Origin of the sequence: Streptomyces sp. NPDC056527, from assembly GCF_042794475.1 — a bacterium.
Classification (GTDB): Bacteria; Actinomycetota; Actinomycetes; order Streptomycetales; family Streptomycetaceae; genus Streptomyces.
Window position 1 is genome coordinate 20,455 of sequence record NZ_JBHTTQ010000046.1, and the last position, 23,557, is coordinate 44,011.

Annotated in this window: 23 protein-coding genes; 11 read left to right on the top strand and 12 right to left on the bottom strand. The window is 69.1% G+C overall.

The features are described from left to right. The first annotated feature begins 212 nt into the window (after window positions 1-212). Both ACFQ7Q_RS21975 and ACFQ7Q_RS21980 read left to right on the top strand, forming a co-directional pair. Window positions 213-875, top strand: coding sequence for a DUF4097 family beta strand repeat-containing protein (locus ACFQ7Q_RS21975; protein ID WP_383557818.1), 663 nt, complete (start codon window positions 213-215; stop codon window positions 873-875). Window positions 876-1,298: 423 nt separating this feature from the next. After that, the gene (locus ACFQ7Q_RS21980) at window positions 1,299-1,871 is read left to right on the top strand and encodes a dihydrofolate reductase family protein (RefSeq protein ID WP_383557820.1); all 573 of its coding nucleotides are present in this window, start codon (window positions 1,299-1,301) and stop codon (window positions 1,869-1,871) included. Window positions 1,872-2,127: 256 nt separating this feature from the next. Here ACFQ7Q_RS21980 and ACFQ7Q_RS21985 read toward each other — a convergent pair whose 3' ends face one another. The 5 genes from ACFQ7Q_RS21985 to ACFQ7Q_RS22005 all read right to left on the bottom strand — a co-directional run bounded on the left by ACFQ7Q_RS21985 (window position 2,128) and on the right by ACFQ7Q_RS22005 (window position 7,001). Continuing rightward, window positions 2,128-3,930: a glycoside hydrolase family 15 protein gene (locus ACFQ7Q_RS21985; RefSeq protein WP_383557823.1), complete on the bottom strand. Its 1,803-nt coding sequence runs from the start codon at window positions 3,928-3,930 to the stop codon at window positions 2,128-2,130. A gap of 232 nt (window positions 3,931-4,162) precedes the next feature. After that, window positions 4,163-4,576: a hypothetical protein gene (locus ACFQ7Q_RS21990; protein ID WP_383557826.1), complete on the bottom strand. Its 414-nt coding sequence runs from the start codon at window positions 4,574-4,576 to the stop codon at window positions 4,163-4,165. Between the two features lie 550 nt (window positions 4,577-5,126). Next, a complete protein-coding gene (locus ACFQ7Q_RS21995) occupies window positions 5,127-5,321 on the bottom strand; it encodes a hypothetical protein (protein WP_383557828.1) in 195 nt (64 codons plus the stop codon). Between the two features lie 30 nt (window positions 5,322-5,351). Beyond that, the gene (locus ACFQ7Q_RS22000) at window positions 5,352-5,756 is read right to left on the bottom strand and encodes a hypothetical protein (protein ID WP_383557830.1); all 405 of its coding nucleotides are present in this window, start codon (window positions 5,754-5,756) and stop codon (window positions 5,352-5,354) included. A 216-nt stretch (window positions 5,757-5,972) separates the two neighbouring features. After that, a complete protein-coding gene (locus ACFQ7Q_RS22005; protein ID WP_383557832.1) occupies window positions 5,973-7,001 on the bottom strand; it encodes an aminoglycoside phosphotransferase family protein in 1,029 nt (342 codons plus the stop codon). Between the two features lie 646 nt (window positions 7,002-7,647). Between ACFQ7Q_RS22005 and ACFQ7Q_RS22010 the strand changes: the two genes are divergently transcribed. Together ACFQ7Q_RS22010 and ACFQ7Q_RS22015 are read left to right on the top strand one after the other, a co-directional pair. Beyond that, entirely contained in the window at window positions 7,648-8,706 is a 1,059-nt protein-coding gene (locus ACFQ7Q_RS22010; RefSeq protein ID WP_383557834.1) for a hypothetical protein, read from the top strand. A 158-nt stretch (window positions 8,707-8,864) separates the two neighbouring features. Continuing rightward, window positions 8,865-9,527: an HAD family hydrolase gene (locus tag ACFQ7Q_RS22015; RefSeq protein WP_383557836.1), complete on the top strand. Its 663-nt coding sequence runs from the start codon at window positions 8,865-8,867 to the stop codon at window positions 9,525-9,527. Here the strand turns inward: ACFQ7Q_RS22015 and ACFQ7Q_RS22020 are convergent. Continuing rightward, window positions 9,511-10,359: an IS5 family transposase gene (locus ACFQ7Q_RS22020; RefSeq protein WP_383557839.1), complete on the bottom strand. Its 849-nt coding sequence runs from the start codon at window positions 10,357-10,359 to the stop codon at window positions 9,511-9,513. The two genes, ACFQ7Q_RS22015 and ACFQ7Q_RS22020, sit on opposite strands and share 17 nt — an antisense overlap. Window positions 10,360-11,308: 949 nt before the next feature. On the opposite strand from ACFQ7Q_RS22020, the gene ACFQ7Q_RS22025 reads away from it, so the two are divergent. Then, window positions 11,309-12,370: a hypothetical protein gene (locus ACFQ7Q_RS22025; protein ID WP_383557841.1), complete on the top strand. Its 1,062-nt coding sequence runs from the start codon at window positions 11,309-11,311 to the stop codon at window positions 12,368-12,370. A 233-nt stretch (window positions 12,371-12,603) separates the two neighbouring features. Here ACFQ7Q_RS22025 and ACFQ7Q_RS22030 read toward each other — a convergent pair whose 3' ends face one another. Beyond that, the gene (locus ACFQ7Q_RS22030) at window positions 12,604-13,980 is read right to left on the bottom strand and encodes a S41 family peptidase (protein WP_383557844.1); all 1,377 of its coding nucleotides are present in this window, start codon (window positions 13,978-13,980) and stop codon (window positions 12,604-12,606) included. Window positions 13,981-14,652: 672 nt separating this feature from the next. On the opposite strand from ACFQ7Q_RS22030, the gene ACFQ7Q_RS22035 reads away from it, so the two are divergent. Beyond that, a complete protein-coding gene (locus ACFQ7Q_RS22035) occupies window positions 14,653-15,210 on the top strand; it encodes a hypothetical protein (RefSeq protein WP_383557846.1) in 558 nt (185 codons plus the stop codon). Window positions 15,211-15,368: 158 nt separating this feature from the next. Here the strand turns inward: ACFQ7Q_RS22035 and ACFQ7Q_RS22040 are convergent, their stop codons facing one another. Then, window positions 15,369-15,548 carry a hypothetical protein gene (locus ACFQ7Q_RS22040; RefSeq protein WP_383557848.1) on the bottom strand — a complete coding sequence of 60 codons (180 nt, stop codon included), beginning with the start codon at window positions 15,546-15,548 and terminating at the stop codon, window positions 15,369-15,371. Between the two features lie 185 nt (window positions 15,549-15,733). Further along, a complete protein-coding gene (locus ACFQ7Q_RS22045; RefSeq protein ID WP_383557850.1) occupies window positions 15,734-16,303 on the bottom strand; it encodes a HutD family protein in 570 nt (189 codons plus the stop codon). 324 nt (window positions 16,304-16,627) lie between these two features. On the opposite strand from ACFQ7Q_RS22045, the gene ACFQ7Q_RS22050 reads away from it, so the two are divergent. Beyond that, entirely contained in the window at window positions 16,628-17,353 is a 726-nt protein-coding gene (locus tag ACFQ7Q_RS22050) for a hypothetical protein (RefSeq protein ID WP_383557852.1), read from the top strand. A gap of 97 nt (window positions 17,354-17,450) precedes the next feature. On the opposite strand, the gene ACFQ7Q_RS22055 is transcribed toward ACFQ7Q_RS22050, so the two are convergent. Both ACFQ7Q_RS22055 and ACFQ7Q_RS22060 read right to left on the bottom strand, forming a co-directional pair. Further along, window positions 17,451-17,612: a heavy metal-associated domain-containing protein gene (locus ACFQ7Q_RS22055; protein ID WP_383557854.1), complete on the bottom strand. Its 162-nt coding sequence runs from the start codon at window positions 17,610-17,612 to the stop codon at window positions 17,451-17,453. 938 nt (window positions 17,613-18,550) lie between these two features. Beyond that, window positions 18,551-18,943 (bottom strand): hypothetical protein, encoded by a 393-nt coding sequence (locus ACFQ7Q_RS22060; protein ID WP_383557857.1) that lies wholly within the window; start codon window positions 18,941-18,943, stop codon window positions 18,551-18,553. A gap of 762 nt (window positions 18,944-19,705) precedes the next feature. On the opposite strand from ACFQ7Q_RS22060, the gene ACFQ7Q_RS22065 reads away from it, so the two are divergent. Both ACFQ7Q_RS22065 and ACFQ7Q_RS22070 read left to right on the top strand, forming a co-directional pair. After that, window positions 19,706-20,548, top strand: a complete 843-nt coding sequence (locus tag ACFQ7Q_RS22065; RefSeq protein ID WP_383557859.1) for a helix-turn-helix domain-containing protein — start codon at window positions 19,706-19,708, stop codon at window positions 20,546-20,548. Window positions 20,549-20,623: 75 nt separating this feature from the next. After that, window positions 20,624-21,241, top strand: a complete 618-nt coding sequence (locus ACFQ7Q_RS22070) for a dihydrofolate reductase family protein (protein ID WP_383557862.1) — start codon at window positions 20,624-20,626, stop codon at window positions 21,239-21,241. A gap of 142 nt (window positions 21,242-21,383) precedes the next feature. Here the strand turns inward: ACFQ7Q_RS22070 and ACFQ7Q_RS22075 are convergent, their stop codons facing one another. After that, the gene (locus tag ACFQ7Q_RS22075; protein ID WP_383557864.1) at window positions 21,384-21,557 is read right to left on the bottom strand and encodes a hypothetical protein; all 174 of its coding nucleotides are present in this window, start codon (window positions 21,555-21,557) and stop codon (window positions 21,384-21,386) included. 163 nt (window positions 21,558-21,720) lie between these two features. Between ACFQ7Q_RS22075 and ACFQ7Q_RS22080 the strand changes: the two genes are divergently transcribed. After that, the gene (locus ACFQ7Q_RS22080) at window positions 21,721-22,908 is read left to right on the top strand and encodes a sensor histidine kinase (protein ID WP_383557867.1); all 1,188 of its coding nucleotides are present in this window, start codon (window positions 21,721-21,723) and stop codon (window positions 22,906-22,908) included. After that, window positions 22,896-23,540 carry a LuxR C-terminal-related transcriptional regulator gene (locus ACFQ7Q_RS22085; protein ID WP_383557869.1) on the top strand — a complete coding sequence of 215 codons (645 nt, stop codon included), beginning with the start codon at window positions 22,896-22,898 and terminating at the stop codon, window positions 23,538-23,540. The genes ACFQ7Q_RS22080 and ACFQ7Q_RS22085 overlap by 13 nt, the downstream gene beginning before the upstream one ends. Window positions 23,541-23,557: the final 17 nt, after the last annotated feature.

Here is a 23,557-nt window from a genome sequence, read left to right on the forward strand (position 1 = left end):
GTGACCGGGTGCGACTGTCACCCTTAGCGTTCACTCACGATCCATTGCAATGGAATCGTCGACGTTCGTTGCGTTGAGCTTCAGGGTCGTTGCAACGATTTCCCGCGCTTGATCAGCTACTTTGGCGATCTCGTACGGCGATCGTGTTGCGCCGATTCTGAATGCAACGTAGCGTTTCGGGCATCGGAAACGACGAGTCCCAGGAGAGCGTGATGCAGAAGTTCGACACCCCCGCCCCGGTCTCCGCCGTCCTCGACATCCCCGCCGGACGCATCCAGTTCATCGCCGCCGACTGCACCGACACCACGGTCGAGGTCCGGCCTGCGGACGCCTCCAAGGGCCGGGACGTGAAGGCGGCGGAGCAGACCACGGTCGCGTACGCCGATGGTGTCCTGCGGATCGAAACCCCGGGGAAGAGCCAGCACTTCGGTGCTTCCGGATCCATCGAGGTGACCGTCCAGTTGCCCGCCGGCTCCCGCGTCGAGGCGAAGGCGGCCGGTGCCGAACTGAGGGGCGTGGGACGGCTCGGCGACGTCGCCTTCGAGGCCGCGCAGGGCCCGGTCAAGCTCGACGAGGCCGCGAGTGCCCGCCTCAGCGTCCTCGACGGGGACGTCTCGGTCGGCCGCCTGGGCGGCCCCGCGGAGATCAGCGCCCAGAGGGGCAACGTCCGGATCGCCGAGGCCGTACGCGGCACGGTCACCGTGAGCACCCAACAGGGCGACATCTCGGTCGGCGCCGCCCGCGGCGTCTCCGCCACCCTGGATGCCGGCACCGGCTACGGTCGGGTCAACAACGCCCTCAGGAACGACGGCACCGCCGAACTCGACATCCACGCGACCACCACCTATGGCGACATCACCGCCCGCAGCGTCTGAAGCACCGGTCCACGGCCTCGCCGACCGGGATCCCGAGCCGCCGGGGCCGACGAGGAGGACAGTGCGCGAGCCGAGACGGTCGACCCGGCCACGATGCAGTCCATGTGCATCTGTTGCCCGCGGGCGCGCCCGCGCTTCCCCCCTTCGAGCCGCACAGCGTCAGCGGGTGCGGTGCGCACCGTGCCCCTGCCCGGCCGCCGGCAGGTCCCCGGCGACGTCGTCCCGCGCTCCGAGCCATGCCCGTGCGACGTACGAAGTCAGCGACGGCGGGACCCGAGCCAGACCACTGACGTCGCGGGGTCGAGAAGTTTCTTCACTGGAGGCCGATGAGTTTCTGAGCGATCTTCTGTCAGACATGGTGTGAGGCCGGAGCGCACGGCGGCCGAACGACGAGAAGAACCATACGAGTTACCGAGGAATCACATGCGTACTCTGATCAGCTCTGCCTTCATCTCCCTGGACGGCGTCGTGGAGGCCCCCGGGGGCGAGCCCGGCTACCGGAACTCCGGATGGACCTTCAAGGACGTGGAGTTCCTTCCCGAGGCGTTCGAGATCAAGAGCCGGGAGCAGAAGGAATCGTCCGCGATCCTGCTGGGCCGGACCAGCTACGAGGCGTTCAGCCCGGTGTGGCCGGACATGGAGGACTTCGCCGACTACAAGCTCATGCCGAAGTACGTCGTCTCCACCACCCTCACCGAGGACGACCTCGTCACGAACTGGGGCGAGACCACGATCCTCCGCTCGCTCGACGAGGTCGCCGCGCTGAAGGAGACCGAGGGCGGCCCGATCATCATGCACGGCAGCGCCACCCTCAACCGGAACCTCTCGGACGCCGGCCTCATCGACCGCTACCACCTGCTGGTCTTCCCGCTCCTGCTCGGTGCGGGCAAGCGACTGTTCAGCGGCTCGGACAAGGACACGCAGAAGCTGAAGCTGGTCGAGCACGAGGCGTACGCCAACGGCCTGCAGAAGCAGGTCTTCGACGTCGTCCGCTGACGAAGCCGCCCTGCCCCTCGCCTGACGGTCCGTCCGGCGAGGGGCAGGGCCGGTGACCCGCCCGCCGCCGGGGTCGCACGGGACGTCCCGCGCTCACTGCCTGGCGCTCCAGTGCTCTGGCGGCACTGTTGCCCTTCAGGCCGCGCCGTACGGCGGCGGCCGGCGGCGCGGCAGCGGCGCGAAGTCACGAGCTGAGAGCCGGCGAACCGACGCTCGGCCGGGACGACCGGCCGAGCGTCTTCGTCCGTCGGCACCCTCAGGCGGCCTGATGGATCGCCCAAGCGGCGTTGATCAACCCGATGTGACTGAAAGCCTGCGGGAAGTTGCCGAGAAGGTGGCCGCCGACCGGGTCGACCTCCTCGGAGAGCAGGCCGACGTCGTTCACGCAGCCAGCGGCCCGCTCGAAGACCTCGCGTGCGGCATCCGTGTCCCCGGCCAAGGCCAGGGCCTGGGCCAGCCAGAAGGTGCAGAGAAGGAAGGTTCCCTCTTCGCCGGGTAGCCCGTCGTCGGATCCCACGTAGCGGTAGACCAGGCCGTTCTCGTCGGTGAGTCGAGTGCGTACGGCATCGATGGTGGCCTGCATTCGCGGGGCATCGGCCGGGATGAAGCCGACGACCGGCATCATCAGCGCGGAGGCGTCGAGGACGGCTGACCCGAACGCCTGGGTGTACGCTCCGGCCTCCTCGTTCCACCCGTTCTCCTCGATCGCGGCCGCGATCTCGTCCCTGGCCGAAGTCCACTCCGGCACGCGATCGGACGCGTCGAGATCGACCGCCAGTTTCAATGCGCGGTCGACGGCGACCCAGCACATGAGCTTCGAGTAGAGGAAGTGCTGAGGGCCGCTGCGCACCTCCCAGATGCCCTGGTCCGGTTCGCGCCATCGCAGGGCGGCGGAGTCGGCGCAGCCGGAAAGGAACGCCTTCGTGGGCGCGTCCAGGCCGCGGAGGTAGTCGCGCAGGCGATGGGCGGCTGACAGCAGCTCCCCGTACACGTCGAGCTGCTTCTGTGCCCAGGCGCCGTTGCCGAGCCGTACGGGGCTGCTGTCGCGCCAGCCGGGAAGATGGGGGAGTACGCGTTCGGTCAGGTCCCGTTCGCCGCGGATGCCGAACATGATCTGCATGGACGCTTCCTGGCTCGGGTCGCAGGCCGCCGCGTGGGCCATCCACTGAAAGAACGCCTCCGCCTCGTCAGGGCAGGCGGCGACCCACAGTGCGTCCAGTGTGAAGGAGGCGTCCCGCACCCAAGTGAAACGGTAGTCCCAGTTGCGGACGCCTCCGACGGACTCCGGCAAGGACGTGGTCGGGGCCGCCACGATGGCTCCTGTCGGCTGGAACGTCAGCCCCTGGAGCACACGGCCGCTGTGGTGCACGAGATCGGCCCATGGACCCTCGTACGACTGGTGGAGTTCAGACCACGAGCGCCACCCTCGTACGGTGTCCTCCAGTTGCGTCAGGATGGCGTCCTGAGAGAGCAGGACGGGGCTCTGCCCCGCGGGAACCTGCTGAAGGGCGAAGGCGGCCGTCTCGCCGGCGCTCAGCCCGATCCGGCAGTGGGCGGTGGCGGCGAGCTCGAGCGGGACCGGGCTGCAGAGGCCCAGGGTGTCGGGTCCTCCATGGCACCAGACGCCACCTGGCGTCGGGATGAGCAACGGCTTGACCAGTCCGTACTCAGGCCGAGGCGCGAACTCGACATCCATGTCGACCCGGCCCTCCGTGCACTCCACCACACGCAGCAGTAGATGCGGCGCGTCGGTCCCCAGCTCGTGGCCCCGCTCGTTGAGGCCGGATGCGAGGGCGTCCGTGACGGTGACGGCTCCCGATCGCGTGTGGAAGTCCGTGCGCAGCACGAGAGTGCGGTCCAGATACTGTCGCCGGGTGTCGTACGGGGCGGCAGGCCTGATCGACCAGTGGCCGGCCTCCGGTCCGAGCAGACGCGCGAAAGTCGCCCGGCTGTCGAAGTGGGGCAAGCACAGCCAGTCCACGGAGCCGTCCCGACTGACCAGGGCAGCGGTCTGGCAGTCCGAGAGAAGCGCGTAGTCCCCGATCGGACGGTCGCTCATTCAGGACCACCTACTCATCGCCTCTTCCTCATCCTCGCGCGAATTCCTCGCCGGGGCAGCTGGGGAGTGAGCCAGTACGTCGGATGCCGTGAACTGTCATGAGGTGGCCTGTGGTGCCCGAAGCCACGACGAGCCCTGCGTGAGCAGTCCCCTCCGTTCCGGGCGCAGGCCGGCGGGTGGGTTGCCTGCACTGGGCGGTCGTCGGGAGGCTCCGCGTACGGCGCGCGTCGGTTCAGTCGGTGATGTACCAATCGTTTGCGAGGTACTCCAGGGTGTAGCTGCCGAGGTCGCTCTCGGAGAAGGTGGCGGAGGACCTGACCGCTTCGACCGGCATCTCGATCTTGTCGGGTGTACGCACGGCAACGCGCTGGGGGTCGACCGTCGCGGTCTTCAGGGCCTTCTTCTGCGCGGGTGAGATCATCTGGAACACGGCGGCGTACGTCGATGTGCACGGACCGAACCCCTGGTCCTGAGCCTTCTTCGCCGCGGGCCCGGCCACTTCGCAGACCGTATCGATGTCCTCACGGCCCAGGGCGTGGAGGTACTGCTCGTACCGCTGGATCGCACCCTCCTTCGTCCTGGGCGCGGGCTGATCACCGGGCGGCTCGGCCGACGGCCTGTCGGTCCGAGCGGACACGGAGGGCATGGCCGTCGGTCCATCGGACCGGGTTGGCACGGACGACCGTGGAGGCTTCGCCTCCGGGGTCTCCTTCGCTTTGTCCGGACCGCACGCGCATGCCACGAGCGCCACACAGGCCGCTACCGCCACGCTCATCATCGTCCGCGCTCGCATTCGGATCCCCTCGCCACCCGCCGACAACACGTCAAGAGGTCACGCAGGATCAGGGGGAACGGTTCCCGCGCTGGTCCATGCGAGGTACTGGACGGCAAGTCCAGTGCCCTGCCAGGCAGATGGGCGCACTGCGCAGCCGGACTCGGCCCTCGTTCGGCGGCCCCCAGCAGCTCGCAGGGCTCGCGACCTGCCTCTGCCGGACCGGGGCGTCGCGCCGCGTCGTGTGCGGGTGCTCGGGACACCCTGAGGCCGTTACGGATGCGGCGGCGTGCGGACATCGCTTGTGCGGACGGCTCGTGGCGCGAGGTCCGTGTGTCCCAGGAGGCGTCCGCGTCACCCGATCCGCGCACTTGTCCGCCCAGGAGGTGTGCCGGGGATCGAACGTGATCAACAGGGGCACGTCTCAGTAGTCCATCGCCACCACGACGTATACGCAGGCCATGACTGCGACTACGCACACAACGGCCAGGACGATGAGCAGGCAGCCGAGCACCCCCGTCGTAACGGCGATCGCCGCCCAGCCGAACCGTGTCGCTCGCTCGGCCTTTTGGACCGCGTCGTCGTAATCGCTGTCGTCGTTCCAGTCGCGCTCAGTCACGAGCACCCCCTACTCGGCCCTGTAGTTCGCTCAGGCCTGGTACCCGCGGCCCCACCAGAGCAGGGTCACCGCGGCAGCCAGCACGAGACCTGCCGCCGCCAGGACCCCGGCGGCCCTCGGGTGCCGACGCGGGTCCGCGAAGGCCGCGAGGAGCAGGAGGGGGATCGACGGGAAGAAGGCGAACATCCCGAACCAGGAGCCGATCAGCGACCAGGGCAGGAGCAGCGCCGAAATGGTCCCGGCGGCCCGTCTGAAGGAGGAGGGTCGGGTGTGAAGGAACAGCGGTGCGGCGAGCACCGCGGTGGTCGCGACCACGAGGGGGAGTGCGAAGAAGCCGTCCTCGGAGGCCACGACCGGCGGCAGCGGGGTGACCACGGCGCACACCGCAAGGCCGAACTGCCACGGATGAACACTCTCGCGCACGGTGACCCGCATGGCCCACATGACCGCCCCCAGGATCCGATATCTTGAACGCGTTCAAGATATCGGATCAGGTGGAGGGCTCAGGCGTTGGGCTCGACGTCGACCGCGTAGTCCTGAACCCGTCCGGGGTAGCAGGGTGGGGGCGCCGAGTGGTCTGCCCGGACGGTCGTGCCCAAGAGGAAGTCCGCTCATGCGGATCGTCGCCGATTCCGGGGTGTCAGCCGACCACTATGGGCGCTCGGTCGGAACGGGCCGAAGTGCGGGCCAGCGAGCTAGCATTCGTTGGCGCATTGCGGCGCTGAGGCTGCTCACGCTGCGCAAAGAGGTGTCGTCGGCCGTCATCTGGCTGACGACTCCGAGCCGGTGGGCGAGCCGTTGTCGGGCGGTCGCTGTGCCCCACTTCCAGTCCTGGTGCGGAATCCTGGCCAGGTGATCGGTGCTTTCGCGATGCGCTCGCTCAACCAGCGCGTCGCCGCGGAGCAGCCAGCCGGTGCACGCGTCAGCGAGCCCGTCTTGGGCTTCGGCGCCCTTCAGGGCGCGCCACTCCTTGCGGTATGCGCTCTCCGCCCGTTCCAGCAGCGGCTCCGCTGCCGAAGTGACACACCAGCAGGTCGGAAACCCGATGCGCAGGTAGGCGAGTTCCATCAAGCCGCTGCCCAGTGACGCCTGCTCGAAGTCGATGAACCGGATCCCTGTGGCGGTGTGAAGGTCGTTACCGGGACAGGGGTCCCCGTGGAGAAGTGCATGACCAGATGTCTGGTCGAGCCGGTCCACGAGGTCGTCGAGTTCATCGTTAACGCCAGAGGTGACGGGAACCTCCAGTGCTTCGGCCAGCTGTAGGAAGGACTCGACATCGGCCTGGCTCGGGCCCTGCCACCGGGGAAGTGCCCCCACGTCCTCCGGGCGGGCGGTCGCATGAAGACGTGCCAACCCCGTCGCATAGTCGACGATCCAGTCGCCGGCCGGACGTCGGTGATCAAGGTGCTCCAGCACCAGGACGCGCTCGCCGGCATCGGTGGCCAGCAACGCGGGCACCACAGGACTGGCAGCTCGGGTCGCGAGCCGCAGGGCGGTCACCTCGCGGGAGTATCGCTCATCGGCATCAGGACCGTCGACGAACTGCTTCACCACTACGGTCGTCTCCGGCAGCTGGACACGCCACACGCGCGAGCGAGGGCTGCTGCCCAGTCTGCGCGAGCGCCTGGGCGATCCCAGCTGGGCCCGTAACTCGTCCCCGAACGGCAGTCGCATCCGCATGGGTTCATCCTTACCACGCGGTTGAACGAACGTACGGCGTCCGTTCCACCCCGTCGATCCCCACATTGAGGCGGGCCCCACGCCCGCGCCAACGCCCCAGGGGCGGAGAGTCCGCTACGAGCTGTGGTGCGCATGGTCTGTGACGGCTTCACCGTTTTTGCTGTTCCGCAGGCGCTCGCGACGGCCTTGGCCAGTGCGTGAACGGATCAGCTCAGAACGACCGCTCTTGCGTGGGCCGAGACCGTCACCGCGATGGGCGACGAGATTACGCCGGACAGTGCCGTTGACCTCCTTGAGCGTCTGTCAGCCCTGGTAGTCAGTCGTGCCGACAGGGACCTGCGTCTGTACTGCTGGTACTTCGCGCCCTGACCTCACGCCGTCGATGTGCATGCAGCCGTGAGTCGAGCCTCGCGGGACGGCGCGAGCGGCCACTCACACCCCGCCGCACCAGGGGCGATCGAACGGACAGGTCTGAGTCGGCGCCCTCCTGAAGTGGCTTCGCTGCGAAGCCTCTTCGAGCGCGACGACGCCATGGCCACGTGCGTTTACCACCAGTCGTACACGTCGCCGTCGGTGAGATCGTCCGCTGGCTGCCGGTGTGTACCCCCTGGCGAGCAGCGGCCTTCGGATACGGCACGATGGCCGGATGAACGAACAACGGGGAAGCACAGCAGAGGAATCCATCGGGGAGCTCGCCCAGCGACTCGTCGCGGCAGACGCCGACGGCTGGACGCCGGAGGGTGTGAGGGCCGTCGCGGCCGAACTCGGGTGGGCTTGGGGCGGCACGTCGGACACTCCTGTGCTGATCACGGGTCGGTCCTCGGGCGATGCTCGCCTGCGCCCGGTCGGCGAGTACGAGAAGCGCTATGTCGACGGCGAGTCGTACGTGGAGATCGCGGTCCCAGTGGCGGCTCCCGCACCGGACGCCGCAGCGCAGGCAGCCGCCTTCCGCGCCGCGAAGGAGGAAGTGACCGCGGCGCTGGGCAAGCCGTCCATCATGGGCTCGCACGGCGACATGGGCCCGTTCTACGACAGCGAACCGCACTGGGGCGCACCCTTCCTGCGCTGGCGTGCCAGGCCGAACACTCTCGAACTACGCGCCGGGAAGTCGGGGCCGGAGCTGGTCCTGCAGCCCACTGACCCGGCGGAGAACTGGTTCTGGCGCCAAGGTGTCGGCGAGGAGCACTCGATCAGCGGCTTCTTCGGCAGCAACCGCGACGAGGCCAACATCGGTCTCGGCTTCCCCGGCGGTTGGACGGCCCGTAGCTGGGAGACCGTCACTCGCTCGCTCGGCGACTTCCTGGGAGCGTTGCCCGCCGAGACCACAGCTCTGGGCGTGCGGATCGGGATGCCGTTCTACGGACGCAACGGCCGCAGCGCGCCCCTCCTTTTCGACGTGGCATGCGGCGACCGGCTCTCGATCGGCTGCTTCGCTCCGGACGACGTCGACCTGGCCGCTCTCGGCTGGGGCACGGTCGCAGAGCACCCGCAGACGGCGTCGGTCTTCGGCGGAGACGATCCGGTATGGCGCGTCGACGCCGGCGGCCCCGGCGAGCCGAAGGGCCACACACTCGCGGAGATGCTCGTGGCGACGGCCAGGGCGGCAGGAGCGAGCGAGCCCACCGACCTGATCATCGGCGGCGAGGCGGGGTACGTGGACGACTACCACGTCACGTACTACGGACTGGGCCTGCCAACCGGCTGACCTCCGCCCGACGCGCGCACCGCCGGGGCGCGTATCCCTGTCTCACGCGCGCTCGCTTGGATCGCGGCCGGGGTGGGCACGGCTAGGGCGTGTATCGGAAGTACCCGGAGGCGCCCCCCCCGATCTGGCGTTTCGCGAGGTAGTGGGATCCTTGGGCGGTGTTCTCATCCGATCATGCGGGCGCCGTGTTCTTCGACGTCGATGGCACCCTCGTCCCTGGCACGAGTTCGTCGGTCTTTCTGGCTGGCTTCCTTGGCCATCGGGACGAGTTGGCCAAGGCCGAGGACGCCTACGCCTCCGGTGCCCTGGACAATCGGCAGGTCTCCGAACTGGATGCCGCGGGCTGGGCGGGGGTTCACGAAGACCAGGTCTCTGGCTGGCTCGACGGGCTTCCCTTGGTCGCGGGCATCACGGAGACCGTGACCTGGTGTCGGCAGAACGGGCTGGTGCCCGTGCTGGCGACCCTCGCCTGGTCGCCAGTCGGCAGCTACCTGACAGACCGCTTCGGCTTCCATGGGTTCAGCGGACCTCGGCTGGAGACCGCCGACGGCCGGTTCACAGGCCGGGTCGCCCGTCACTTCGACGAGTACGACAAGCGGGATTTCGCGCTCGCGCAGGCGCGAGAACTGGAGCTGGCTCCCCGCTCGTGCGGGGCCGTCGGGGACAGTCGCTCCGATCTGCCGCTGTTCGCATCCGTCGGGTTGAGCGTGGCGTTCAATGCCTCGCCAGGAGCGCGCGAGGCGGCGACCGTCGCGGTGGACGACAACGACCTGCGGAGCGTGCTTCCCTTCTTGAGTCGCCTGGTCACAGCCACTCGTTGATGGCCGCGATGAGGACAGTCGCCTCGTAGCGGACCGCGAGCTTGTGCCATCTCGTGGCCACAGCCCTGTGCCGTTTGAGACGGATGATGCCGCACTCGACCTCGTGCCGCGCCTTGTGCTCCTCGGCGTCGAACTTGGGCGGCCGGGCGCCGCGCGACCCGAGCTTCTTGCGGTTGCGCGCCTGGTCGGCCTTGTCCGGGATGGTGCAGCGGATACCGCGGCGACGCAGGTAGGCACGGTTCTTGCGCGACGCGTACGCCTTGTCGGCGCGGACCCGGTCGGGCCGCGGCCGCGGACGGCCCGAACCCGGGCGTGCGACGCGCACCTTCTCCAGGACAGGCTCGAACTGCGGGGAGTCACCTCGCTGTCCGGCAGTGCTCACGACGGACATGGGGCGCTGCCCCTGCTCGACCGCCAGGTGCAGCTTGGCGGTCAGGCCGCCGCGCGAGCGGCCGAGCCCGTGGTTGTCCGGCTCGACGGCGACGCCGCCGGGCGGCTCCTTCTGCAGGTCCCCTTCTTCCGCGCCCCGGCGGCGTGCTGGTGGGCCCGGCAGACCGTGGAGTCGATGTCGAGGTCCCAGATGATCAGGTCCTCGGCGTCGGCCTGGGCCTGCAGTTCCGCGAAGATCTGCTGCCAGGTGCCAGCGACGGAACAGGTCGTACGTCCGGGCCCAGGGCCCGTACCGTTCCGGCACATCCCTCCACGTGGCACCAGCCCGCTTGTGAAGCCGTCCGCCCCCGGTCGTGGTCGTGGGCGGGTGGGTGCTAGCAGTAGATGATGGTGTACCCGTCGCCGCAGTCCTGGCCGGGAGAGCCGGGGTCGGCGCCGCCATCACCCGTCGCCGCAGTTGCTGCGACGGGTGATGGAGACCGTGTCGCGGAACCTGGGTCCTGGCCAGTACGGGGTCCTGGCCAGTACGGACCGACTACGACGCTGAAGCCAACGCGCGGAGGAATCCGTTTCTCTGGCCGCTATCGGCCAGACCCTCCGGATCGCCGACGGCGGTTATCCCGGCACCTGACTCGTCAGTCCAGCGACACGTCGACAGCGCGGCAGCGCTCATGTCAGGATGCCGGTATGACGATCACTGCCCGAAAGGGTCATGCCGCGTAAGCGGCCGGGCGCGTTGCGCGCCCCTCATCCCAAGCTCTACGCCATGAGCCGGCCATATCGGATCGACCGGCTGTCGCCGCGGACATCCGCCGCGGTGCACCGGGCAGAGCGGGAATCAGGCACCGAGGACGTGTGGCCTGGCGCTACTGAAACGGCCTTGTTCTGGTGTCGGCGGTTCCTGGGTCGGCCAGGCAGGTATCTCGAGATCCCTTTCGCCGTGTGCCCGTGCCCTTCTGACAGCCTGGAGGACGTGGCCGAGGCAAGGGACATGCTGGAGCACGTGGTGGTACGGCTTCCCGCCTCAGCGCGCCGAGAGCTCAGGGTGCTCCTGGCGGTGCTCGATGCGGAACTGTGGCGCCGGACTCTCCCCGACCCCTTCGCATCTCGTGATCCCTGGCGGAGAGGCGGCGGCTGGTGGCATCACAGGCTTCGACGAGACCGGCCTTATGGATGATGCTCACGAGCTGCGGACGATGTCATACGGGTCGCGGAAGAGTCGTTCGACGAGTTCCGCCGTGGCCCCCGGGTGGGAGAAGGCCGCGAGTCGTAGTCGGTAGTTCAGGTGTTGACACTCATACCTTCGCCTCAGAGGCCACTCACCCGGCTGGGGGAGGGGGATCGTCCCGGCGGTCGACGCTACCCACCGCGGTCGATGCGACGTTCAGGGCATGACCAGTACTGAACGGACGACGAATGCGCTTTGGCGCGCCTGGTGGCAGCAATGGCCGCGCTGGGTGGCCTGGGCGACGATGCTGTGGGCGGTGCTGTACGCCGGCTTCGGACTGGCATGCGCGCTGAGCGGGACCTCCCTGCTCTACCACGGCGGCGACTCAGGGGTACCCGGGCTGGGTTGGGCGGTCATGGTTGTGGGTGCGCTGGCGGCGTTGGCCAGCGGAGCGGTGGTGCTGTACGGGATGGGGCCGGCGCTGCGGGTGCTGCTCTGGGGGGTCTGCGGGCTCGCCGGGATCACCGCGTTCAGCCTCCTGATGGATGTGATCACTCTGATGCTTGGGCAGGGCGTGGACAGTCAGGCGTCCGCTGCGAACAAGGCCCTCGCGGCGGTCGGGGCGGTCCTGCTCGCGGCCACGGCCCGGTCCGACCGCCGGACCCCTGAGACTCCCGTACGCGTGCCGTCTGCTGCACCGCCGCTGGTCCAACTCGGCGCCTGGGCAGGGACGCTGGCCTTCGTCCCGTACGCGGCGATGAAGCTGGTCTGGGCGTCCGGCGGCACGTTCGCGGGGATCACCGGTGAGGAGATGCTCGCGGTCTCGGAGCGGAACGGCGCCTCGGGAATCTTCCTCACCCTGGAGTCCTGGGGCCTGGACCCCACCGCGCTGCTGGCCGTACTCGGCGTCTTCCTGCTGTGGGGTCTGGTCCGCCCGTGGGGGCAGGTCTTCCCGCGCTGGACGCTGTTTCTGCGCGGTCGACGGGTGCCGCGCTGGCTCCCGCTCGCCCCGGCTCTGGTCGGCGCTGCCACGCTCGCCCCGTACGGCGTTGCGGGGGTCGGATACCTGGCCCTGGCCACGGCCGGCGTGGTGACGATGCGGCGCGGCGACTTCCACTCCTCGAGCGACGCGCTCCTGGTCGGCTGGATCGGGATGATCGCCTTCGCCGTCTACGGCATCGCCTTGACCATCGCGGCCCGCTCGTACTGGCTTCGGACGCGTCCCGGCTGCCGGACGAGTGTCAACGGAGAGGGGCCGTCCACGGCCAGAGAGACCATTCGCTGACTGGCCCCGTTCATTCGGGACTTCAACTGGCCACTGACACCACAACCAAGCCTCATCACCTGTTCATTCTCCGCGTCCCGACAGACGCCCGTTCTTGCCACGTCACACCGTTGTGCACCACCGGTTCAACCCGATGCGACGTGAGACGTGAGACGTGCGACATGAACGGGAGCCTGCCTGCGAGGTCGGCCTTCGATCTCGGTCTGGTTGTCGACCAGCCCGATGATCGTGTGTCAGCTCGTGGTACCGCCGTACGTCCGCAGGACGTTCACAGCCTTGTCGAAGGCCGAGTCCCTCTTCTTGTCGAACTCCTCCTTGGTGAAGACCGGCTCAGTGAGGTGCGGCGGAACGCCTGTGCCGTCGAAGGTCCTGCCCGACCGGGTCAGGAACTCCTCGTTCGGCAGCCAGGCCGACATGCCGTTGGGGAGCTTGCGCACCATGTAGTCGGAGAAGACGCCTTGCGTGGGTTGCCCGATCCGGATCGTCTTGCCGGGCCGGTCCATGAGCGCCTGCGTGAAAGTCTCGCCCGCGCTGACGGTCGAGCCGCCGGTCAGCAAGGCGACCGGCCCGGTGTAACGGGGGCCCTGGGCGGGCGTGACGTACGCGGGCTGGGGGCGAGTGTGCCGGGTGGAGTCGGCAGGGTCGTTGCGGGCCCGCTTGGAGTACGCGAGGTACGGGGTGTCGGTGAGACGCTCGGCGACGTGGATGCCCAGGGCGTCGGAGCCGCCGCCATTGATCCGGACGTCGATGATCAGGCCCTTCAGTCGCTGGGTGCGCTCCTGGCTGAGGGCCGTATCCAGCGCCCTGTCGAGCTCGGCCAGCTGGGCGGTGAAGGGAGCCCCCTTGTCCCCGTACCCGGCGAAGCCGGAGATCCGCAGATAGCCCTGCCCGTCAGGGAGGTCGGCGTAGGTGATCCGCCCGTTGGCGAAGTCCTGGAGGTTCAGGGCGTGCTTGAGGTCGCGTTCCACGATGAAGTTCTTGACCTGGGTGTCCAGTTCCTCGCCGGGCATGACGGTGCCCGGCCGGACCTGGTAGAAGAAGCGGTCGCGATCCTGGACGACGACGTGGGCATCGTAGAGCGGCTTGACCATCTCGCTGAACATCGCGTAGAGCTCATCCCTCGTCGTCCCGGCGCGCACCTTGGGGCGGTACTGGTCGCGGACCTTGTGCCAGTCGATTCCCTTGGCTGCGAAGAAGGGGTAGTTCTCCTCGAAGGACTGCCAGAAGACGTCGAAGGTCGTCCGAGGGTCCCGGGCCGTCGGACGCGCGCAGGCGTCGGGCAGCACCGGGATGCGTCGGAGGTTCCGGTTGCCGACGTCGCTGTCCGCGCGCATCGAGGCGTGGTCGCGGTCTTCGTGGGCGTGCACGGTCAGGACAGTGCCGTCGGACCGGGTGTAGGTGCCGGGGCCGGTCCGCTTCGCGGAGTCGCCCTTGAGACAACTGACGGCGGTGGTCTGGTACTCCTGAAGAGTTCCCTTCTGGATGGACAGCACTGTGCCGTAGCCGTCCATGCGCCAGAATCCGTCGGTGGTCGGCTGTTGGGCGGTGACGGCCGGCGTGGCTTGGCCGGCGAGGGCCAGTGCGACGGCGGTGGCCGTGACGATGCGCACGATCTTGTCTTCTCTGTAGGCGACTTGCTCGGGACGGCTCCACACTCGCCGACACGGAGTTGCCCCGGCCATCCGGCTTGCCCGTTGATCGAAAGTGGGGCCGGCCCCACCCGCCCACTACCGGCTGCACCAGCGGCTCGTCCTGGAGATCACCTCCATCGAGAAGTACCTCAGCCAACTCTGATGGATGCTCCACCGGCCCTGCCGCGCCCGCCCGCATGGCCGATTTCGTCGGCTCCCGGACGGCCATCACGATCAAGGAGGCCCACGAGCGCCGAGGTATCGGACAGCCAACCGCTTAGTTCTTTCGCGCACTTCGAGCGCGGTGTGCGGATCGCCCTGCCCTGGCGAGCCGGCCGCAGTGGCCCAGTCATTCGGTGCACTTTGCCGCGCCCTCTCGACGTAGCGCCGGGCCCCGCTGGGACATCGGACAAGGCATGCGGCCGGCGGCCCGGCTTCACATCGCCTCGCTCACCTGCCGTGCTCGGCCTCCCCAAGCACCTGCGCACCGACCTGTCTCGCCAGCCACTCCGCCCGCGGGAGATCTCCGAACTTCGAGGGGTGTACGAACACAGTGTGCTCGTCGACGGGAGGTTCCCAGTCCGATCCGGCAGGTCGAGCAGGCTCCACCAGAGGGATCGCGGCGATCGCTTCGAAGGGCTCCACATCCCGATGTTCTCCTCGCCGGACGTCGACGGCACGGCGAACCGGCTCACCGCTGCCGGCGTCGGACACGGCGGGGTCAACACCGTCGGCCGACCGGTCGAGACTCCCAACGGCGTGCGCACGGAAGCCGTTCGCTACCTGGAGATCGACGGTGCGCCAGAAGGCCGGGTCGGTGTCGTCGCCGACTTGGACCCGGAGTTTCAGCACACCCGTCACCTCGATCACCCCAACGGTGCCCAGGACCTCGTCGAGGCGGTGCTGTGCGTACCTGGCGGACAACTTCCCCTGGTACGCGAGCGGTATGAGCGGTATCTAGGCCGCCCGATCTCCACGGAGGGGCCGGTCACCCTCCTGACCAAGGCAGACCTCACGGCTCTGCTGCCGGGTGAGAATCCGCCCGCACTCCCGGCGCTCGTCGCCTGCACGGTGGCCGTCCCCGACATCGCTCGGGTGCGTGCGCTACTGGCAGAGAACGGACTGCCCGTGCGCGAGACGACCCGAGGGGAGATCTTCGTACCGGCCGAAGCGGCCCTCGGCGCAGCTCTGATCTTTCGGGAGATCTGAGCGGGAGCAGGCAGAGTGGTTCGGCTCGTTGGCAAAAGACGTCATGCGGCGTGGTTCCGCCTCGCGACGGTCGGTGAGGTCGGGGAGTCGGCATGAACAGGCCTCCCCACCCTCTGAGCAGGGGGAGCTTCAGGGGTGTCGCTCACATTTCGTTACGGTCATTGCTCGGTGCTTCTCGCAGCTGCCAAACGGAGTTCCCCCCAAGGCATGAAGTCGAGCACGACGGCATCGAGCAAGGTCCCCACCACCGGGAAGTGCTCCGGGAGGGGATGCTCTGGGCCGCTGCTGAGGTTCACGAAGTCGATGAAGGCCAGGACCTCGGAGACGGGGGCGGTCAAGGAAACCTCCACTCCGAAACGTCCTCGGTGACCTGTCACTCGGCATCGAACCATCTGCTTCGGACGGAGTCCGCTGCCAGTCCATTGATCGTCATTGCCGGTCACAAACCGCAGCCTAAGCGCTCGGTGCTCGGGGCCTTGGGGACGTGGTTCGATGCAGGGGGCATCGTCGCTGGCGTTCCAGGTCAACTTGTCGGGGCGATGTCTGCCCATAGGGCGGTGGCGTCGGGGGAGAGGGGTGCGACCACCCGGCCTGATGCGCTGTCGTCTGCGTCCCACCACACGCCCTGGCCGGACTCCAGGAATCTCTCATCCGTGCTTGCCTGCCATCGCCCACGCAGCACGTAGAGCACTCCAGCGTGCCCGAGGGACGGTACGAGAGGGTCGGTGAGCCGGCTCACCTGGGCGGTCCAGTGGTCGCGCCGCACCATGATGTTGAGCACTCGGCAGGAGCCGCCCGGCAGTTCGGCAGCCAGCGTGTGGTCGCCGGAGAAGGCGAACGGTTCGCCCGCACGCGTCAACAGCCGGTCGAACACCCCGGGGCAGACCAGCCGCACCCCGTCACCGGCCAGCAGGGTGAGCGTCCGGTCGACGCCCGGGAACGCCGAGAACGGTCCGTCCCGGTCGATATCGGCAACGCTCGCGCGCCATCCGAACTCCTCGCCGCCCGCCGGCCATGAGGCGATCTCCCTGGTCGTGCCTCCGCCGTTGCGCCACCTGCCCGCCGCCAGTGTCTCGACATCGAAGCGGTGCATGGGCGGGCTCCTGACCTGCGTGCGGTACGGGTACGGATCACACCTGCGCGGCGGCTCCCGGTTGCGGCGCCGTTGCCACGGTTGACGACTGCGTAGAGGGCCGAGTCGCCGACCCTGGTGTGCTCGGTCGACGGAGTGTACGCGCTCTGCAGCCAGGGCCCGTGGTTGGTATCGCGGCGAGTTCCCAGAGGAGGCGCACTGAGCGTTCCGTCCTCTGTGGCATGCGCGCAACCTGCTGGGCCGTGGCGGAGTCTGTTGGGGAACGCAGGTCGGGCCGTGCGCCCGCCCTCAGCGGCACGTGGCCTTGGCGGCATGATGTCCTGCGTGACGAACAGCGCAGACCTTCACCTTGTCCGAATACCGGGGTACGACGGTGGCCCCCTCACGCACCAGGCCGGGCTCTTGGACGAGCCGCTGTTCTGGCTCGGGCATCTCTACTCGTGTGCCCAGAGCGAGGAGGCGGAGGAGCTGCTGTTCGGCGCGGATTACGACGCGGGCGGCGACTTTCAGCAGCGCCTGTGGGAGCGGGCCGACTGGCCGACGTTCACTGTCCCACTGGCCGGCAACCATCGTCTCTACGTCGTCTACCGCACGTTCGCGGAGGACACCGGCACCGACTACCTCCTGTACCACCCCGACTGGGACCAGGCCGAACTCCTCGCCCAGGACGACGGGCACTTCATGGGACCGGGCCTCTCCTGGCCCGAGCTGGTGGCGGCCGCGGACAACGGGCTGCCCGGGGGCAGCACCACCGATCCCCACGCCCGCCTGTTGCTCCTGATGCCCGCGTTCGGCGACGACGCGGCACTCGACGAAGATGCGGTCGGCCGCCTGACGGCCGCACTACGCGCCCGCACCAGTGCGGAAGACCCCGAGTCACTTGCCTCTGCCCTCCTGGGGGATCAAGGGGCTTCCGGTTCTGCGCGTTGGACGACAGCCGGGCACGGCGTCTCCGTCAACGACGGCGAGTACTCCTTCCGTAACCCCGCCAACCGCTTCGCGCTGTCCGCTGATCGCCTGGCCCGGGTGGCCACCGCACTGGCGCCGTGATCGACGGACATCCACCCTCCAACGGCGGGCGATGGAACGATCCAGCCGGGGCTTCACCACGCAATCGGCCCCCAGGTGTGTATTGCGGCACGGTGGTTCACCCTCGCGGATCCGGTCGCAGGGCGACCGAGGCGGTATCCCCGTGCAGACGGGAGAGGTTCTCCTCGACCCGGTTCACGCATGCCCCGCGCGTCACGCCACCGACCACCAGGTCCGCCGTCTCCGGGGGGGCGTGTCGGCCGTCACCGGTGGTCGCCATGGTGCGTATTCCCCGTTTCGAGTGTCGTGCTCGTCGAAGGCGAGTTCCTCGTGGGACCGATCGGCCCCACGGCAGATCCGAGCGCGTACGACCCCATGAAGGCCAATGCGAGCAGCAGGAGGAATCCCGCCAACGCAACGGGCGGCGAGATCCTCCGGCCCACCGTTCCCGTAAGGGGCGAGGATTCCTGGGGCTTGTCGATCGGCTTGTCGATCGATCTGTCCATCGGCCGTCTCTCCATGACATGTCGTACGGCCCGGATGGGGTCGGGCCGTCTCTCAGGAGGAGTCGGGCGGTCAGGTGATCCGGTTCCGCCGTCCGGAGCGGCCGGCCGGGGCAGGGACCACGGCTGCTCGCGATCCCTACCCCAGCACCAGCCCCGCATTCGACGCGTGAGGTCGGGCGAGGACGGGCGCTCGTGTGAACCGCTTGTGTGCCGGCGGGCTGTCGTGCGAGGCGGGTGCCGGATGCGGCACCGGGTCCTCATCTCCGCGTAGCAGGGCGGTCAGTGAAGCGCGGGCCCGTGCGACGCGCGAGCGGACGGTCCCGATGGGACACCGCGAGGAGCGGTCCTGGCCAGGGGTTCAGGTCGGCGCGTGGGTGGAACCACTCGCCAGATGAAGAAGCCCATCGGGGCTTATCCATGTGTCCGCGTCGAGGGCACGGTGCCGCTCCTGGCGGAGGCCGTGTCCCGGCCCGGAGCGGTGCCCGGCTCCTCGGCTCCGGTCTCACTCGCCGGGTACGTGAGGCCCCGTGGCCCCACGTACCCGCGGTTCCTCACTCGCTAGCTCCGCGGCTCCGCCTCGCGTCGCGGAGCGTCCTACCTCTTCGGGTTGGACGCTCCGCAGCCGCGGCCCAGATCTCCGAACCGACGGCCCGGGCGGCAGGACACTCAGCGCGTGACGTGCGGGAGGCCGGCCGCGTCCGGGCCGGGGCCCTCAGACCCGCGCCCGACGTCGAGCGGCCTGGTCGCCTGCGAGGAGCGCCTCCGTGACGAGGCGGACACCCCGGGCCAGACGGCTCAGCTGCTCCAGCTCGACGGCGTACAGCCTGATCGTGCTCTCGATCGTGGGCCCGGACACGCCCAGGGTGGGCAGCTCCGCACGGCAGGTCTGCATCGCCACCCGCACCGCACGGATCTCGTGCTCGATCTGCAGCTGGGCGTGACGGGCCAGAAGGACGGGATGGCGCGTGAGAGTGGTGTAACCGGCGTACCGGGCCGGCAGGAGGTCGCGCAGCCAGCGTACGGCCGTGCTTTCCCAGTCGCGGTTGCCGGGGGCCGTGACCGAGTACGGCCAGTCGGCGCTGACCGGGGGGCGGTAATGGGACATCATTGTCGCCTTTGGAAGGGGCCTGTTCGGAGGGGTGCGGCCGCCTCCGGCCCAAGGGGTCGACAGGAGCCGCCGGCGGGAGCACCCGCGCAGAGCGCGGAGTGTTCCGTTGAAGCAACCCGAGAGGTCGATCGAGGAGGAGGGGTCGACCCGCGGGCATCCTGTCCGAGCCCGCGGGGGCACATGTAGTAAATGCATATACCGTCGAGTAAGCAAGCGAATGAAAAGATTCATGCGATCCAAGGGGCATGCAGACCCGGCTCCGGCGCCGCGGGATCGGGATCCGGATGCATGCTGGCGGGTCGACGTCCGCCGCGACCTGCGGGATCGCCGCGAAGGGAACCCGCGACGTCGCGTACGGGCCAACCATGAGTCGTGCCCCCTACCGGCGAGGTAGGGCGACGCCGGCTTGTCGAGCATGGGCCCGGCGCCACGCCGGTGATCAGCGCCACGCGCAGCCGGGTACTGCCGGCTGCTCTCGTGACGGGTAGGGTCTCGTCCGCGGGGCATCGGGAAGGCAAGTGCACTGGCATTGCCCGCCTCGCGTGTTGAGCAGGGCAGGCGACTGCCGCCGCAGCGGGTCCAACTGCCGTCTGTTGCCAGCCGTACCTCTACGTCGGCGTTGCAGAAGGCATCCAGTTCCTCGCCGACGCTGGGCAAGAACGACGCCGCGAACCGCTCCGTGCGGAGAGGCGTTGTCGCCTGCGGCCGGTGTGAGTTGCCCATGAGGCGGGCCCAACCCCCGTCGGCGATACTGTGCCCATGGAGTACGTCGGCCGGGTGCCTGCCCCGCCGCTCGACCGGTTCATCGACGACATCTACAGCCTGACCGGGGTGCCGAGCCACCGCCGGATGGTCGTTCCTCCGATGCCGTCGACACACCTGCTCATCAACCTGGGTGAACCGGCCCGCCTCTGGGACACCGACCCTTCGGTGCCACCGGCGCTGTTGGCCGATGGATGGTTCATGGGGCTGTGGACCAGGCGTTTCCTCTACGAGTACCCCACGCGGGTACGGCTCGTCGGGGTGCACTTCAAGCCCTGGGGCATGTCGCCGTTCGTCGACATGCCGGCGACCGAGCTGCGGGACCGATGGGTGCCCGTCGACGCCGTCTGGCAGCGGTCTGTGGAACGGATCCGCAACCAGGTCGGCGACGCTCCTTCGGCCGCCGAGGCTCTGCGGGTTCTGGAGGAGGAACTGCGATCTCGGCTCGTCGAGGCGCCGTCGCGCGGTCTTGACCTGGTCCAGCACACAGGTGGATGGCTTGAAGCGTCCTACGGCGCGGTACCGGTAGCCGCGCTGAGTGATGCCGCCGGGGTGAGCGGCAACCACCTGGCCACGCAGTTCAAGTCTCACGTCGGGGTCACCCCGAAGAAGGTGTCTCGGATGTACCGCTTCGCACGGCTGATCCTCTCCGTGGACGTGGTGCGTCCGGTCGACTGGTCGGAACTCGCCCTCGCGGCGGGTTACTTCGACCAGGCCCACTTCAGCAAGGAGTTCAAGGACTTCACCGGCCACACCCCGACGGAGTACCTGGCTCTGCGGCGCCGGATCCCGGCCGAGCGGGAGTTCCCGCCGGACGCCGGTCCGATGCCTGCCGATTGATTTCCTACAAGCACGGGCGTTCCAGGGGGCCGCACAATCGGAGGCGACCGCTCCAGCAGACTCAAGGAGAACCCGGTGGGCACAGTGATCATGCACAACGTGGTGTCGGTGGACGGATTCATCGCCGACAAGGGCGACGACGTCGGGCCGCTCCACGAGTGGTACTTCAGCGGGGACACCCCGCTCACCGAAAACGGCGAGCGGGACCAAGAGTACGACCACTCCGAGAGTGGAGGCGGCTTCAAGGTCTCGCGGGCGTCGGCGGAGTACGTCCGGCCGATGTGGGAGGCGATCGGCACGATCGTGATGGGCCGCCACCTGTTCGACCTCGTGAACGGCTGGGAGGGCCGGCCGCCCGCGGGCGACCACGTGGTCGTGGTCTCCCACCGGCCCAAGCCCGAGGGCTGGCACCCCGAGGCGTCCTACCACTTCGTCGACGGCGTGGAGGCTGCGATCGAGAAGGCCCAGGAACTCGCCGGGGACCGAGTGGTCGCCGTGAGCGCCGGCGAAGTAGGCGGCCAGATCCTCGCGGCCGGCCTCGTGGACGAGGTGGCGATGGACGTGGTGCCGGTGGTGTTCGGGTCGGGCAAGCGCTTCTTCGGCAGCGTCGACGAGCAGCAGCTGCTGGAGGATCCCCACGTGGTCATTCAGGGCGACCGCGTGCTGCACCTGAAGTTCAACGTGCGCCGCTGAGGCCGGCGGCGGCAAGCTGACATCCTTCAGGACACGTCGGCGATGAGCCCGAAGCCCTCCGGGAACACTTCCAGGAACGTGCGGCAAGCTGGGTTGGTCTCGGCAGCTGCTGTCATCACCGCGACCAGGGCACGTCGTGATTTCAAGCCTCGCTGCGGGACCGGGTCAGCCACAGACCGACCGCGGAGCCGACCAGAAGCACTCCGGTACAGACGCTCCCGGCGACCTGGAGGCCGCCGGTCCAGCCGGAGAAGCTGCTGACGAAGACGTTGGCCAGGACGCTCGCGGTGAGCAGCAGCCAGAGAAGGGCGCGCATGGGATACCTCCGTGGGGTGGGTTCTCGAGAGGCCATCGGGTGGTTCCCGAGGACACTTCGATCCTCGGCTCTGCAGGGCACGCGCACAGCGGGGCCCACCCCCGAGGTGATGGTGTAGCCCGCTCCACCGTCCTTCCCCGGGACCGCCGCCTACCCTGGCATCATGCGCAAGGCGATCAAGGAAGCGGTCCGGGCGTGGCTCCCCCTCACGATCGGGGCCGCGATCTCCCTCCTCTGCCTCCTGATGGTGGCCGTCGTCGTCCCTTTCACCGTCTTCCTGGCCCTCACGGTCATCGGCGCCGGTGCGCTTCCCGAGAGCGTGTTGCTACTGCGCCGTCTCGCCGGCTGGGAGCGGCGCCGTACGGCCGAGTGGACCGGGACGCCCGTTCCCGAGGCGTACCTGCCGCTCGAAGGTCCCCTCCCCGCGCGTGTGCGGACCGCGGTCACCGACCCGGGCACCCGGCGGGACCTGATCTGGGCCGTCGCGCAGTTTCTCTACGGCTTGCTGCTCTGGTTCGTCTCGCTTGTGGTGTGGGTGCCCGCGCTGCTGGTCGACGGCGTGTGGACAGGGCTGGCGGGGCGTCGGCCGGTGGCCCTGCCGCTGATCGGCCGGCTCGCCGGCCTGGCGGCCGACTGGTCGCGCGCGCTGCTCACGCCGACCCCGTCGGTGGCCCGGGACGCGGCCCTCGCCGCCCGCATCGAGCAGCTCACTGTCACGCGGGCGGGCGCGATCGCCGCGCACGGCGCCGAGCTGCGCCGGATCGAGCGCGACCTCCACGATGGCGCGCAGGCCCGCCTGGTGGCGCTCTCCATGCGGATCGGGCTGGCCAGGCGTGCATACGACTCCGATCCCGCGACCGCGCGCAAACTCCTCGACGACGCCCAGACGCAGGCCGAGGAGGCGCTGGCCGAGCTGCGGCACGTGGTGAGGGGCATCCACCCGCCGATCCTCACGGACCGCGGCCTGACCGGAGCCGTACGGGCCCTGGCCGCGAGCAGCGGCCTGGAGGTGGCCGTCTCGGTGACCGGTCTGGGCGACCACGCGGGGGAAGGTCCCCGCGCCCCTGCCGCCGTCGAGGCTGCCGCGTACTTCGTGGTCGCCGAGGCGCTCACCAATGCCGTCAAGCACAGTGGCGCCGCCCGCGCCTCCGTCTCCCTCACGCGCGAACCAGCCGCCCTACGCGTCCGCGTACGGGACGAAGGCCGCGGCGGGGCGGAGGCAGGCGAGAATAGCGGCTCCGGCCTGGCGGGCATACGCCGCCGAGTCGCCGCGCTCGACGGCACCGTACGACTGACCAGCCCCGCAGGGGGCCCGACCGTGATCGAAGTGGAGCTTCCGTGCGTGTGGTGATCGCCGAGGACAACGCCCTCCTGCGGGAGGGCCTGGTGCTGCTGCTGACCTCCTCCGGCCATGAGGTCGCCGGGGTCGCGGCCACAGGCCCTGAGATTCTGCCGCTGCTCCTGGAGCACCGCCCGGACGTGGCCGTCCTCGACGTACGGCTGCCTCCCGGCTTCCGCGACGAAGGACTGCGGGCGGCGCTCGCGGCCCGCGAACAGCTCCCGCAGCTGCCGGTCCTCGTCCTCTCCCAGTACGTGGAGGAGACGTACGCCGTCGAGCTCCTCGGCGGCGGAGCCCGGGGCGTCGGCTACCTCCTGAAGGACCGGGTCGGACGGGTCGACGAATTCCTGGACGCCCTGGAGCGGGTCGCCTCCGGCGGTACGGCCCTGGACCCGGAGGTCGTCACCGAACTCCTCGCACGCCGCCGTGACGACCCGCTCGACTCCCTCACGCCCCGCGAACGCGAGGTCCTTGAACTCATGGCTCAGGGCCACGACAACGCCACGATCGCCCGCTCGATGACGATCACCGAGCGGGCCGTTCACAAGCACATCGGCAATGTCTTCCTGAAGCTCGGCCTGCCACCGACCGACAGCGGCGGCCACCGCCGGGTCCTCGCCGTCCTCGCCTACCTCAAGGCCTGAGTCACCGCTCGCATGGA